This window comes from Mycobacterium sp. 852014-50255_SCH5639931 (assembly GCF_001665605.1).
Classification (GTDB): Bacteria; Actinomycetota; Actinomycetes; order Mycobacteriales; family Mycobacteriaceae; genus Mycobacterium; species Mycobacterium paraffinicum.
This window is the reverse complement of record NZ_LZSV01000010.1, coordinates 198,467-211,368: the sequence shown is the minus strand read 5'-3', so window position 1 is coordinate 211,368 and position 12,902 is coordinate 198,467. Positions and strand designations below refer to the sequence as shown.

Annotated in this window: 11 protein-coding genes and 2 pseudogenes; all 13 read right to left on the bottom strand. The window is 67.2% G+C overall.

Going from position 1 to position 12,902, the window contains the following annotated elements; genetic code table 11:
* Positions 1 to 407: pseudogene (locus tag A5758_RS05570) on the bottom strand (NADH-quinone oxidoreductase subunit M); the annotation flags it as partial.
* Positions 401 to 2,287 carry an NADH-quinone oxidoreductase subunit L gene (nuoL, locus tag A5758_RS05565; RefSeq protein WP_067737510.1) on the bottom strand — a complete coding sequence of 629 codons (1,887 nt, stop codon included), beginning with the start codon at positions 2,285 to 2,287 and terminating at the stop codon, positions 401 to 403. The gene nuoL and the pseudogene A5758_RS05570, both read right to left, overlap by 7 nt.
* 10 nt (positions 2,288 to 2,297) lie before the next feature.
* Positions 2,298 to 2,597, bottom strand: a complete 300-nt coding sequence (gene nuoK / locus A5758_RS05560; protein ID WP_007168303.1) for an NADH-quinone oxidoreductase subunit NuoK — start codon at positions 2,595 to 2,597, stop codon at positions 2,298 to 2,300.
* Complete coding sequence (locus tag A5758_RS05555) at positions 2,594 to 3,370, bottom strand: NADH-quinone oxidoreductase subunit J (protein WP_067208393.1); 777 nt, start codon at positions 3,368 to 3,370, stop codon at positions 2,594 to 2,596. Before A5758_RS05555 ends, nuoK begins: the two co-directional genes overlap by 4 nt.
* A 20-nt stretch (positions 3,371 to 3,390) precedes the next feature.
* Positions 3,391 to 3,957, bottom strand: a pseudogene (nuoI, locus tag A5758_RS05550) (NADH-quinone oxidoreductase subunit NuoI); the annotation flags it as partial.
* Entirely contained in the window at positions 3,929 to 5,191 is a 1,263-nt protein-coding gene (gene nuoH, locus A5758_RS05545) for an NADH-quinone oxidoreductase subunit NuoH (protein ID WP_067737556.1), read from the bottom strand. The gene nuoH and the pseudogene nuoI, both read right to left, overlap by 29 nt.
* Before the next feature lie 11 nt (positions 5,192 to 5,202).
* Positions 5,203 to 7,617: an NADH-quinone oxidoreductase subunit G gene (locus A5758_RS05540; protein WP_067737507.1), complete on the bottom strand. Its 2,415-nt coding sequence runs from the start codon at positions 7,615 to 7,617 to the stop codon at positions 5,203 to 5,205.
* A 7-nt stretch (positions 7,618 to 7,624) separates the two neighbouring features.
* The gene (gene nuoF / locus A5758_RS05535) at positions 7,625 to 8,947 is read right to left on the bottom strand and encodes an NADH-quinone oxidoreductase subunit NuoF (protein ID WP_067737504.1); all 1,323 of its coding nucleotides are present in this window, start codon (positions 8,945 to 8,947) and stop codon (positions 7,625 to 7,627) included.
* A complete protein-coding gene (gene nuoE, locus A5758_RS05530) occupies positions 8,944 to 9,702 on the bottom strand; it encodes an NADH-quinone oxidoreductase subunit NuoE (RefSeq protein ID WP_067208257.1) in 759 nt (252 codons plus the stop codon). The genes nuoF and nuoE overlap by 4 nt, the downstream gene beginning before the upstream one ends.
* Entirely contained in the window at positions 9,699 to 11,036 is a 1,338-nt protein-coding gene (nuoD, locus tag A5758_RS05525) for an NADH dehydrogenase (quinone) subunit D (RefSeq protein ID WP_067737501.1), read from the bottom strand. The genes nuoE and nuoD overlap by 4 nt, the downstream gene beginning before the upstream one ends.
* Positions 11,036 to 11,743, bottom strand: coding sequence for an NADH-quinone oxidoreductase subunit C (locus A5758_RS05520; RefSeq protein ID WP_067737498.1), 708 nt, complete (start codon positions 11,741 to 11,743; stop codon positions 11,036 to 11,038). Before A5758_RS05520 ends, nuoD begins: the two co-directional genes overlap by 1 nt.
* Positions 11,740 to 12,294 carry an NADH-quinone oxidoreductase subunit B family protein gene (locus tag A5758_RS05515; RefSeq protein ID WP_066946610.1) on the bottom strand — a complete coding sequence of 185 codons (555 nt, stop codon included), beginning with the start codon at positions 12,292 to 12,294 and terminating at the stop codon, positions 11,740 to 11,742. Before A5758_RS05515 ends, A5758_RS05520 begins: the two co-directional genes overlap by 4 nt.
* 7 nt (positions 12,295 to 12,301) lie before the next feature.
* Positions 12,302 to 12,679 carry an NADH-quinone oxidoreductase subunit A gene (locus A5758_RS05510; RefSeq protein WP_067208247.1) on the bottom strand — a complete coding sequence of 126 codons (378 nt, stop codon included), beginning with the start codon at positions 12,677 to 12,679 and terminating at the stop codon, positions 12,302 to 12,304.
* Positions 12,680 to 12,902 lie beyond the last annotated feature (223 nt).

The window sequence follows — 12,902 nt, the reverse complement described above, 5'->3', positions numbered from 1 at the left end:
AGATGTGTATAAGAGACAGCCATCGACTCGATGGCCAGCGTCAGGGCGACATATGCGTGCACCCCGCGAGGGCTGCGTTCTCCTCCGTCGTTCCAGCCGGCCACCTGCAGCACCGGGATCAGCACCGCGGTGAGCAGCACCAGCACCACGGCGATGCCGTCCACTCCGAGCGAGTAGGTGGCGCCGAACGCCGGTATCCAGGAATGGCTTTCGACGAACTGGTAAGTGGTGCCACCGGACTTGAAGCCGAGGGTGATGACGATCGCGATCGCGAGAGTCGCGACACCGAAGACCAGGCCGGTCCACTTGGCGAGCCGGCGCAGCCCCGGAGGCAGCACGATGACGAGCACCGAGCCGGCCAGCGGCACCAGCCACAGGATGCTCAGCCAGGGCAGATTTCTCACCACAGTTTCACCGCCAGGATCAGTGCGACCACCAGGACCGCGCCCGTGAGCATCGACAATGCGTAGTTGCGGGCGAAGCCGGTTTGCAGCCCCCGCAGGCGATTCGAAGTTCGGCTTACCAGCGCGGCCAGCGCGTTGACCGAACCGTCCACCCCCGCGTTGTCGACGTCGACGAGCGCTTGGGTCAGTTCCGCCCCGGGGCGCATGAACACCTCCTCGTTGAAGGCGTCGCCGTAGAAGTCCCTGCGTGCGGCCGTCGTGAGCGGTGACACCGCAAGCGGTGCCACCCTGGGAATTTCGGCGTTCGCGTACAACCGGTAGGCCACCGCGATCCCGACGATGACCACGCCCAGCGCCAGGGCGGTGCTCACCCAGGCGGGGAAGGCGTGCGTCACCTCTTCGTGCTTACCGACGACCGGCTCGAGCCAGCGTTGCAGGGTGCCCCGCCACGCCAGCAGCCCACCGGAGAACACCGAGCCGACGGCGAGCAGAATCATCGGCCACGTCATCAGGCCGGGCGCCTCGTGCGGATGGGTGTTTGGCGCCCAGCGCTTTTTGCCGAAGAACGTCATCAGCATGACGCGAGTCATGTAGAACGCGGTGACGCCCGCGCCCAGCAGCGCCGCCCCGCCCAGCACATAGCCGCGGACGTCGCCGGCGCCCAGCGCTGCCTCGATGATGGCGTCCTTGGAGAAGAAGCCAGCGAACGGCGGCACGCCGATGATCGCCAGATACCCGAGGCCGAAGGTGGCGAAGGTGATCGGCAGCGCCGCGCGCAGGCCACCGTAGCGGCGCATGTCCTGTTCCTCGTGCATCGCGTGGATCACCGCGCCGGAGCCGAGGAACAAGCCCGCCTTGAAGAAGCCGTGGGTGAGCAGATGCATGATCGCGAACGCGTAACCGGCCGGGCCCAATCCGGCGGCCAGCACCATGTAGCCGATCTGGCTCATCGTGGATGCCGCCAGCGCGCGCTTGATGTCGTCCTTGGCGCAGCCGATGAACGCCCCGAGCAACAACGTGACGGCGCCGACGACGACGACGGCGGTCTGAGCATCGGGCGCCAGGTTGTAGAGCGGGTTGGACCGCACGATGAGGTAGACGCCGGCGGTCACCATGGTGGCGGCGTGGATCAGCGCGGACACCGGGGTCGGGCCCTCCATGGCGTCACCCAACCAGGCCTGCAGCGGGACCTGCGCCGACTTGGCGCAGGCACCCAACAGCAGCAGCAACCCCATCGCCGTCAGCGCGCCGCGGCCGGCGGCCGGTGCGCCGCCGAACACCCCGGCGTAGGACAGCGTGCCGAAGGTGCTGAACATCAAGAACATTCCCAGGGCCAGCCCGGCGTCCCCGACGCGGTTCATCACGAACGCCTTCTTGGCGGCGGTCGCGGCCGTGGGCTTGTGGTACCAGAACCCGATGAGCAGGTAGGACGCCAGGCCCACGCCTTCCCAGCCGACGTAGAGGACCACGTAGTTGTCGGCGACCACCAGCAGCAGCATCGAGGCGAGGAACAGGTTGAGGTAGCCGAAAAACCTTCGGCGGTCCGGGTCCTCGGCCATGTAGGCGACCGAATAGATGTGGATCAGCGACCCGACGCCCGAGATCAGCAGCACGAAACACACCGAGAGCTGGTCGATCTGCAGGCCGAAGTCCACCTGCAGTTGGCCGACCGGGATCCAGGTGAACACCGTTTGGTGGATCACGCGGTCGTCCGCGCCGCGGCCGAGCAGCTCGTTCAGCAGGTTCAGGCCGACGCCGAACGCCGCGAGGGCGGTGGCGCAGCCCAGCCAGTGGCCCCAGGCGTCGGTGCGTCGCCCGCCGAACAACAGGACGGCGGCACCCGCCAGCGGCAGTGCCACCAGCAGCCAGGTGTAGTGAGTCATGTTGGCGTCGTCAGCCTTTGAGTAGGTTCGCGTCGTCGACCGACGCCGATTTGCGGGCACGGAAAATCGTCATGATGATCGCCAGGCCGACGACGACCTCGCACGCGGCCACCACCATCGTGAAGAACGCGATCATCTGCCCGTCCAGGTGGCCGTGCATCCGCGCGAACGTGACGAACGCCAGGTTGACCGCGTTCAGCATCAGCTCGACGCACATGAACATCACGATGGCGTTGCGTCGCAACAGCACACCCGAGGCCCCGATGGTGAACAGCAGGGCCGAAAGGTAGAGGTAATTGGCCGGATTCATGACGTGCCGCCTTTGATCGCCTGACGCGAGGGAGTTTCCTTGCCGTCGGCGCCGCGGCTGCGCAGGATGGGTGACACCGACAGCTCCGAGTACGAACCGTCCGGCAGCAGCGCGGCCACGTCGACGGCGTTGTGCCGCGCGTAGACGCCGGGGCTGGGCATCGGGGTGGGGTGCCCGCCGGGCTGGAATCTCTCCTGCGCGAGCTCCCGCTGCGTCTTGCGGCGCTCGAAACGCTCGCGGTGTGCCAGCACCATCGCCCCGACGGCCGCGGTGATCAGCAGCGCGCTGGTGAGTTCGAACGCCCAGACATATCGGGAGAAGATCAGCGCGGCAAGCCCTTCCACGTTGCCGTTCGCGTTGGCGGTGGTCAGCCCCGCGAAGCCGCCGGTCGCGGAGGCGCCGATCGCGGCGATCAGCAAAACGCCGAACCCCACCCCGGCCAGCACGGCCGCGATGCGCTGGCCGTGCAGCGTCTCCTTCAGGGATTCCGCGGAGTCCACGCCGATCAGCATCAGCACGAACAAGAACAGCATCATCACCGCGCCGGTGTAGACCACGACCTGGACGACGCCCAGAAACAGCGCGTCCTGGATCATGTAGAACACCGCGAGGATGATCATCGTCATTGCCAGGAACATCGCCGAGTACACGGCGTTCACCGCCAGCACCACCCCGATCGCGCCGATCAGCGCCAGCGCTCCGAGCACCCAGAACGCCACGGCCTCACCGGTGGAGGTGCGGACGATCGTGTCGGAAGCCAGATTGGAAGCCAGGAGCTGGCCCGTTACCCCAGTCACCGGGATTCCCCGGCGCTCTCGGTTTCGCGCAGCCCATTCGCGGTGACGTTGCCCTGGTAGTAATCCTTGTCGGTGGCGCCGGGCGCCCGGGGGTGCGGCGGCGCGAGCATGTCTTGCAGCAGCGGCGCGAGCAGCCGGTCCTTCTCGTAGATCAGGTCGGCGCGGTTGTCGTCGGCCATCTCGTAGTCGTTGGTCATCGTCAGCGCCCGGGTCGGGCAGGCCTCGATGCACAGGCCGCAGCCGATGCAACGCAGGTAGTTGATTTGATAGACCCGGCCGTAGCGTTCCCCGGGCGAATACCGGAGCTCCTCGGTGTTGTCCGCGCCCTCGACGTAGATCGCGTCGGCCGGGCACGCCCAGGCGCACAGTTCGCACCCGATGCATTTCTCCAGGCCGTCGGGGTAACGGTTGAGCTGGTGACGGCCGTGATATCGCGGCGCTACCGGGCCCGGCTTCTCCGGATACTCCTCTGTGACGTGCCTTTTGAACATCGAGCCGAACGTCACGCCGAATCCGGCCACGGCGTCTAAGAACTTAGCCACGTGCTTTCTCCTTGCTCGCGGCCGCCAGGGACTTCATCGGCAGCGGCGGTGTCGGGAATACCGGTGTGGGGGTCTGTCCGGCCGGGAGTTGCTTGGCCTCGCGGCGGAGCTGTCGCTCCAGCGCGCGAATACCGGGCGTAGCGAACGGTTTTCGCAACAACAGCACCAGCGCCGTCGCGAACACGATGCTGCAGGCGACCAGCACCGGGGTCCAGTGCGCGTACCCCTGGTTCTGCAGGGTGCGGATCACCGCCGCGATCAACACCCAGACCAGCGAGGCCGGGATCAGCAGCTTCCAGCCCAGCCCCATGAACTGGTCGTAGCGCAGCCGGGGCAGGGAGGCCCGCAGCCAGAAGTAGACGAACAGGAATGTCCACATCTTGGCGGTGAACCAGAGCAGCGGCCACCACCCGGTGTTGGCGCCGGCCCACATGTTGATGGGCCATGGTGCGTGCCAGCCGCCGAAGAACAGGACGGTGGCCAGCGACGAAACCGTCATCATGTTGACGTATTCGGCCAGCATGAACATCGCGAACTTCAGCGACGAGTACTCGGTGTGGAATCCGGCGACCAGCTCACCCTCGGCCTCGGGCAAATCGAATGGCGCCCGGTTGGTTTCGCCGACCATGGAGATCAGGTAGATGACGAACGACGGCAGCAGCAGGAACACGTACCAGACCCGGTCCTGCGCCGCGACGATCTGTGATGTCGACATGGAGCCGGCGTAAAGAAACACCGCCGCGAACGACAGCCCCATCGCCACCTCGTAGGAGATGACCTGCGCGGTGGAGCGCACCCCGCCCAGCAGCGGGTAGGTGGACCCGGACGCCCAGCCGCCCAGCACGATGCCGTACACGCCGATCGCCGAAAGCCCCAGGATGAACAGCACCGCCACCGGGACGTCGGTCAGCTGCAGTGGTGTGCGGTGCCCGAACACCGACACCACCGGCCCGAACGGGATGAACGCGAAGGCGGTGAACGCGGGGATGGTGGAGATGACCGGCGCCGCGAAGTAGACGAACTTGTCGACGCCCCCCGGCGTGATGGTTTCCTTGAGCGCCAACTTGATTCCGTCGGCCAGGCTCTGCAGGACACCCCACGGTCCCGCGCGGTTCGGCCCGGGCCGCAGCTGCATCCAGCCGAGAATCTTGCGCTCGAGCAGGATCGCGACCAGCACGTTGAGCATGAGGAAAACGAAGATGGCTAGCGCCTTGCCCAGCACCAGCCACCAGGTGTCGTGCCCGAAGGCGGTCAAGGAGGTCGTCGTCATGAGCCCACTCCGATTTTGACTGTGCTGCCCAGGGTTACGCCCAGCTGCCGGTGGACGGCGCAACCCGGGGAGTTCAGCGGAAGCCACACCACCCGGTCGGGCATGTCGGTGATGATCAGCGGCAGGCTGATCGACCCGCGTGGCGTGCTGACGGTGACCGCGTCACCGTCGGCGGCGCCGATCTCGGCGGCCGTGTCGGCCGACAGCCGCACCGCGGGCTTGCGCGCGGTCCCGGCCAGATGCGGTTCGCCGTCTTGCATTCGGCCGTTGTCCAGCAACATCCGCCAGCCGGTCAGCACCGCCTCGCCGGACCCGGCCTGGGCCGGTTCCGGGGCCGCTACGGCCGGGCCGGCGGCCCAATTGCCGTCCCAGGTGCCCAGCGCGGCGAGTTCGGCGCGGGCCGCCGCGGCGGTCGACAGCCCCAAGTAGACGCCCATCTCGTCGGCCAGCGCGTCGAGCACTTGGTGGTCGGACTGGCTGGCTTGCTCGCTGCTCCAGCGCAGCGCCGGTTCGAACGGGCGGTAGCGGCCCTCCCAGTTGACGAAGGCCCCGGCCTTCTGCGTCGTCGGCGCGACGGGAAACACCACGTCGGCGCGGTCGGTGACGGCGCTGCGCCGCAGCTCCAGGCTGACCACGAATCCGGCGGAGTCCAGCGCGGCCAGCACCGCGTCGGGGTCGGCGAAGTCGTCGGGTTCGACACCGCCGACAAGCAGTGCGCCCAGCGTCCCGTCGGCGGCGGCGGCCAGGATGCCATCGACGTCACGCCCTGCGGCGGAAGGCAATTCGGAGACGTGCCATGCCGCCGCGATCTGCGCGCGGGCGGTCTCGTCGTCGAGGGGGCGGCCGCCCGGCAGCAGGGCGGGCAGCGCGCCGGCCTCCAGCGCGCCCCGCTCGCCGGCTCGGCGCGGCACCCACGCCAGCCGGGCCCCGGTGGACTCGGCGAGCCGGGCGGCGGCGGACAATCCGCCGGGCACCGTGGCCAGGCGTTCGCCGACCATGATGACCGCTCCGGCGGTGGACAGCAGGTCGCCCACCTCGCCGGTGGCCAGCCCGTCCAGCGCCGCCGCTTCGTCCCCCGGGGCGGTTTTGATGAGCCGCCCAGACATCTTCTCCAGCGCCCGGGTGGCGAACGGCGCCACCGCATACACCGGCAGCCGGTGCTTGCGGGCGGCCTTGCGCAGCCGCAGGAACATGATGGGCGACTCGTCTTCGGGCTCGAATCCGACCAGCACCACCACCGGCGCCGATTCCAGATCGGAGTAGCTGACGTCGCGCCGGCCGGCGATGCGTGACGCCAGGAAGTCGGCCTCCTCGGCCGAGTTCGGGCGGGCGCGGAAGTCAATATCGTTGCTGTCCAACACGATTCGGGCGAATTTGGAGTACGCGTAGGCGTCTTCCAAGGTGGCCCGACCACCAACCAACACACCCGTGCGCCCGCGGGCCGCGTCGAGGCCCCGAATCGCCATCGCCATCGCGTGCGACCACGACGCGGGCACCAGCGTGCCGTCCGCGTCGCGAATCAGGGGAGTGCCGATCACATCCGGCTGGGTCGCGTAGCTGAACGCCCACCGCCCCTTGTCGCAGTTCCACTCCTCGTTGACTTCCGGGTCGTCGCCGGCCAGCCGGCGCAATACCTTGCCGCGGCGGTGGTCGGTGCGCTGGGCGCACCCGGACGCGCAGTGTTCGCAGACGCTGGGGCTGGACACCAGGTCGAAGGGGCGGGCCCGGAAACGGTAGGCGGTGCCGGTCAGCGCGCCCACCGGGCAGATCTGCACCGTGTTGCCCGAGAAGTACGAGTCGAACGGCTCATTGGCGTAGATGCCGACCTGCTGCAGGGCGCCGCGCTCCTGCATGTCGATGAAAATGTCCCCGGCGATCTGCTCGGAGAACCGCGTGCAGCGGGCGCACAGGATGCAGCGCTCACGATCCAGCAGCACCTGTGCGGAGATGTTGATGGGCTTGGCGAAGGTCCTCTTGACGTCGGTGAAGCGGGAATCGGCGCGGCCGTTGGACATCGCCTGGTTCTGCAGCGGGCACTCGCCACCCTTGTCGCACATCGGGCAGTCCAGCGGGTGATTGATGAGCAGCAGCTCCATCACACCGTGCTGGGCTTTGTCCGCGGCCTCCGACGTGAGCTGCGTGCGCACGACCATGTCATCGGTGGCGACAGTGGTGCACGACGCCATCGGTTTGCGCTGCCCCTCGACCTCAACCAGGCACTGCCGGCACGCGCCGACCGGCTCGAGCAGCGGGTGGTCGCAGAATCGCGGGATCTGGATGCCCATCAACTCGGCCGCGCGGATCACCAGTGTGCCCTTGGGCACGCTGATTTCGTTGCCGTCGATGGTCAGCGTCACCATGTCCGGCGGGCGCACCTCGTCACCGGTGTCCGTCTTCGCCGCCTGAGTCATAAGAGCGTCAAGCCTTTCCGTTCAGCATGGAGTCTCGGGGGTCGAACGGGCAGCCACCGTCTTCGACGTGCGCCACGTATTCGTCGCGGAAGTACTTGATCGACGACATCACCGGGCTCGCGGCACCATCGCCCAACGCGCAGAACGCCTTTCCCAAGATGGAGTCGGAGATGTCCAAGAGCTTGTCGATGTCCTCGTTGGTGCCCTTGCCGGATTCCAGCCGGTCGTAGATCTGGTCCAGCCAGAAGGTGCCCTCCCGGCAGGGGGTGCACTTCCCGCACGATTCGTGCTTGTAGAAGTACGTCCAACGCTGCACCGCACGCACCACGCAGGTGGTCTCGTCGAAGATCTCCAGCGCCTTGGTGCCCAGCATCGAGCCGACCGCGCCCACACCCTCGTAGTCCAACGGCACGTCGAGGTGCTCGTCGGTGAGCAGCGGGGTGGACGACCCGCCGGGTGTCCAGAACTTGAGCCGGTGCCCGGCCCGCACCCCGCCGGCGTAGGCGAGCAACTCGCGCAGCGTGATACCCAGCGGGGCCTCGTACTGGCCGGGCCGGGCGACATGCCCGGAGAGCGAATACAGCGTGAAGCCAGGCGATTTCTCGGTGCCCATCGACCGGAACCATTCGACGCCGTTGAGGATGATGGACGGCACGCTGGCGATCGTCTCGACGTTGTTGATCACCGTGGGACAGCCATAGAGCCCCGCCACCGCGGGGAACGGCGGCCGGAGCCGCGGCTGGCCGCGACGGCCTTCCAGCGAATCGAGCAGCGCGGTTTCCTCGCCGCAGATGTAGGCGCCGGCGCCGGCGTGCACCACCAGCTCCAGGTCGAAACCCGAGCCGTTGATGTCGCGGCCCAGGTATCCGGCGGCGTAGGCCTCGGCCACCGCGTTCTGCAGGCGGCGCAACACCGGCAGCACTTCCCCGCGCACGTAGATGAACGCGTGGCTGGCCCGGATCGCGTAGGCGGCGATGATGACGCCCTCGATGAGGACGTGCGGCGTCGCCAGCATCAACGGAATGTCCTTGCACGTACCGGGTTCCGACTCGTCGGCGTTGACCACCAGGTAGTGCGGCTTGGCGGCTGCGCCGGTGTCGCCCTGCGGGATGAACGACCACTTCGTTCCGGTCGAGAAGCCGGCGCCGCCGCGCCCGCGCAACCCGGAGTCCTTGACGGTGGCGATCACGTCGTCGGGCGCCATGGCCAGCGCCTTCTTCATCCCCTGATAGCCGTCGTGTCGGTGGTAGGTCTCAAGAGTCCACGACTCGGGATCGTCCCAGAACCGGCTGATGACCGGGGTCAGCGGCGTGGCCTGAGAGCTGGTCATGACTGGCCTCCCGGCGGGGTGGGCGCCTGCATGCCGTTTTCCTTCGCCACCTTCAGGCCCGCCAGCGTGGCCTCGCCCGCGCCGCCCTGGCCCTGGTCGGGCCGTTCGTCGGGCAGGCCGGCCAGGATGCGTGACGTCTCGCGGAAGGCGCACAGCGGGGCACCGCGGGTGGGCGGCTTGGGCGTGCCTGAGCGCAACGAGTCGACGAGCTCGCGGGCCGACTCCGGTGTCTGGTTGTCGAAGAACTCCCAGTTGACCATCACCACCGGCGCGTAGTCGCAGGCGGCGTTGCACTCGATGTGTTGCAGGGTGACGGAGCCGTCTGCGGTGGTCTCGTCGTTGCCGATGCCCAAATGATCCTGCAGAGCGTCGAATACGGCGTCGCCGCCCATGATGGCGCACAGCGTGTTGGTGCAGACACCGACCAGGTAATCGCCGGTGGGTCCGCGGCGGTACATCGTGTAGAAGCTCGCCACCGCCGACACCTCGGCGCCGGTCAGGCCCAGCTGCTCACCGCAGAACTCCAAACCGGCCGGGGTCAGGTAGGAGTCCTCGGCCTGCACCAGGTGCAGCAACGGCAGCAGCGCCGAGCGCTTATTGGGGTAGCGGCCCATGATCTCCTTGGCGTCGACCTCCAGCCGCGCCCGCACTTCCGCCGAATACGATTGCGGCGCACCCTCAACCACGAACGCGTTGGGTTCCTCGGGCGGTGGTCCGAGCCGGATGAACACCGGCTGTCCTTGCGGGCCGGTCACCGATCCACCCCGCCCATGACCGGGTCGATGCTGGCGACCGCGGTGATCAGGTCGGCCACCATCCCGCCCTCGGACATCGCGGCGACCGACTGCAGGTTGGTGAAGGACGGGTCCCGGTAGTGCACGCGGTAGGGGCGGGTGCCGCCGTCGCTCACCATGTGCACGCCAAGCTCCCCGCGCGGTGACTCCACCGCGGTGTAGACCTGGCCCGCCGGAACCCGGATGCCCTCGGTGACCAGCTTGAAGTGGTGGATCAAGGCCTCCATCGAGCCGCCCATGATCTTGGCGATGTGCTCCTGTGAGTTACCCATCCCGTCCGGGCCCACCTTGAGGTCGGCCGGCCAGGCGATCTTGCGGTCCTCGATCATGGTCGGGCCCGGCTTCAACTTGTCCAGACACTGCTCGACGATCTTGATCGACTCCCACATCTCGTTGACGCGAATCATGTAGCGCCCGTAAGCATCACATGTGTCGGCGGTCATCACGTCGAATTCGTAGTTTTCATATCCGCAGTACGGTTCGCTCTTGCGCAGATCGTGGGGCAACCCGGTGGCGCGCAGGATCGGTCCGGTGATCCCGAGCGCCATGCAGCCGGTCAGGTCCAGGTAGCCGACGTCCTGGGTGCGGGCCTTCCAGATGGCGTTCTCGTTGAGCAGACCGCTCATTTCGCGCAGCACCTGGCGCAGCGGCTTGAGGGCTTCGGCGATGTCGGACTCCGCGTTGGGCGGCAGGTCCTGCGCCACGCCGCCCGGCCGGATGTAGGCGCTGTTCATCCGCAACCCGGAGATCTTCTCGAACAGGTTCAGCACGATCTCGCGGCCGCGGAACCCGACGAACATCGGGGTCATGGCGCCCAGTTCCATGCCGCCGGTGGCGAGCGCGACCAAGTGCGAGGAGATCCGGTTGAGCTCCATCATCATCACTCGGATGACGTTGACTCGCTCCGGTATCTGATCGGTGATCCCGAGCAGCTTCTCGACGCCCAGGCAGTACGCCGTCTCGTTGAAAAACGGTGATAGGTAATCCATTCGGGTCACGAAAGTGACGCCCTGGGTCCAGTACCGATATTCGAGGTTCTTCTCGATCCCGGTGTGTAGGTAGCCGATTCCGCAGCGAACCTCGGTGACCGTCTCGCCCTCGATCTCCAGGATCAGGCGCAGCACCCCGTGGGTGGACGGGTGCTGGGGACCCATGTTGACGACGATCCGTTCGCCGGGGTCCGCCTTGCGGGCGGCGTCGACGATCTGGTCCCAGTCCTGTCCGCCGGCGACTAAGACGGTCTCCGGGCCTTCTGGGGCGCCGCCATCGCGCGTCGAGTCGGTGATTGTGCTCATCAGTTGTACGCTCTCCGCTCGTCGGGCGGGGGAATCTGGGCTCCCTTGTATTCCACCGGGATGCCGCCGAGGGGATAGTCCTTGCGTTGCGGATGGCCATGCCAGTCGTCGGGCATCTCGATGCGGGTCAGCGACGGGTGTCCGTCGAAGATGATGCCGAAGAAGTCGTAGGTTTCGCGCTCGTGCCAGTCGGTGGTCGGGTAGACCCCGTACAGCGAAGGGATGTGCGGATCGCTGTCCGGCGCAGCCACTTCCAGGCGGACGCGGCGATTGTGCGTGATCGACTGCAACGGGTACACCGCGTGCAGTTCGCGACCGGTCTCGTGGGGGTAGTGCACCCCGCTGACACCCAGACACATCTCGAAGCGCAGCCCCGGCTCATCGCGAAGATGCTGGGTGACTCGGGGCAGCGCCTCGCGGCGCACGTGCAGGGTCAGCTCGTCGCGGTACACCACGACTTTCTCTATCGCGTCAGAGAATTCGACGTCCGCGCTTTTCAGCGCCTGGGCCAGTGTGTCGACCACGTCGTCGAAGTAGCGGCCGTAGGGTCGGGGGCTGCTGCCGGGAAGCATGACCTCGCGCACCAGGCGCCCGTAGCCGGACGTGTCACCCGAACCCTCGGCGCCGAACATGCCGCGGCGCACGTCGATCACTTCTTCGTCGGCCTGGCTGATCGCCTCTTGGGGATCTTGGTCGGGCGAGCTCATCGCAGCAGCCCGCGCATCTCGATCGTGGGCCGGGCCGCCAGCGCCGCCTGCTCGGCCTCGGCGATGGCTTCTTCGCGGTTGACGCCCAGCGGCATCTCCTGAATCTTCTCGTGCAGCTTCAGGATTGCGTGCAACAGCATCTCCGGCCGCGGTGGGCAACCGGGCAGGTAGATGTCCACCGGCACCACGTGGTCCACGCCCTGCACGATCGCGTAGTTATTGAACATCCCGCCGGACGACGCGCACACACCCATGGCCAGCACCCACTTCGGCTCGCCCATCTGGTCGTAGATCTGGCGCAGCACCGGCGCCATCTTCTGGCTCACGCGGCCCGCGACGATCATCAGGTCGGCCTGCCGCGGCGTCGCCGAGAATCGCTCCATGCCGAACCGCGCGATGTCGAATCTTGGCCCGGCGGTTGCCATCATCTCGATGGCACAGCACGCCAAACCGAACGTCGCCGGCCACAAGGAGTTCTTGCGCACATAGCCGGCCACCTTCTCGACCGTTGACAGCAGAATCCCACCGGGCAGCTGTTCTTCGAGACCCACGTCTACCTCAATCCCACGTCAGGCCGCCGCGACGCCACACATAGGCGTACGCCACGAAGACCGTGAGCATGAACACCACCATCTCGACCAACGCGAACGTTCCCAGCGCGTCGTAACTGACCGCCCATGGATACAAGAACACGATTTCGATGTCGAAGACGATAAAAAGCATTGCGGTCAGGTAATACTTCACCGGGAACCGCTGGCCGGCCGCCGCGTGCGGGCCGCTGACCGGACTGTCGGTGGGTTCGATGCCGCACTCGTAAGGCGCCATCTTCGACTTGTTGTAACGCGTCGGGCCGGCCAGGCTCGCGATCACCACCGATCCCACGGCGAAGGCCGCGCCTATCGCCCCGAGCACCAAGATGGGTATGTAGACGTTCAACTCGCTCCAAGATCTCCTCGTACGGGCCGCCGGTGCGGCGGCCGGGCGGGGGCCGGGCTGCTGTGACGTACCCGGACTGCGGGCCACCACAGTGACCTCCACAACATAGCGTCGCGAAGACGGCTGTGTTTTGTCGGGGTGGGGGTATTCGCCTCGTTTTTGTGTCGGCGCAACCGGTTGGCTCGCCGCCACGGTCGGCCGGCGGCGTTTCAACGGCGGTTTC

What these genes read in the sequence shown, in the direction of transcription:
- A5758_RS05540 (WP_067737507.1), bottom strand. Translation starts at nt 7,617, where the DNA reads ATGACTCAGGCGGCGAAGACGGACACCGGTGACGAGGTGCGCCCGCCG.
- nuoD (WP_067737501.1), bottom strand. Translation starts at nt 11,036, where the DNA reads ATGAGCACAATCACCGACTCGACGCGCGATGGCGGCGCCCCAGAAGGC.
- A5758_RS05520 (WP_067737498.1), bottom strand. Translation starts at nt 11,743, where the DNA reads ATGAGCTCGCCCGACCAAGATCCCCAAGAGGCGATCAGCCAGGCCGAC.
- nuoL (WP_067737510.1), bottom strand. Translation starts at nt 2,287, where the DNA reads ATGACTCACTACACCTGGCTGCTGGTGGCACTGCCGCTGGCGGGTGCC.
- nuoK (WP_007168303.1), bottom strand. Translation starts at nt 2,597, where the DNA reads ATGAATCCGGCCAATTACCTCTACCTTTCGGCCCTGCTGTTCACCATC.
- nuoF (WP_067737504.1), bottom strand. Translation starts at nt 8,947, where the DNA reads ATGACCAGCTCTCAGGCCACGCCGCTGACCCCGGTCATCAGCCGGTTC.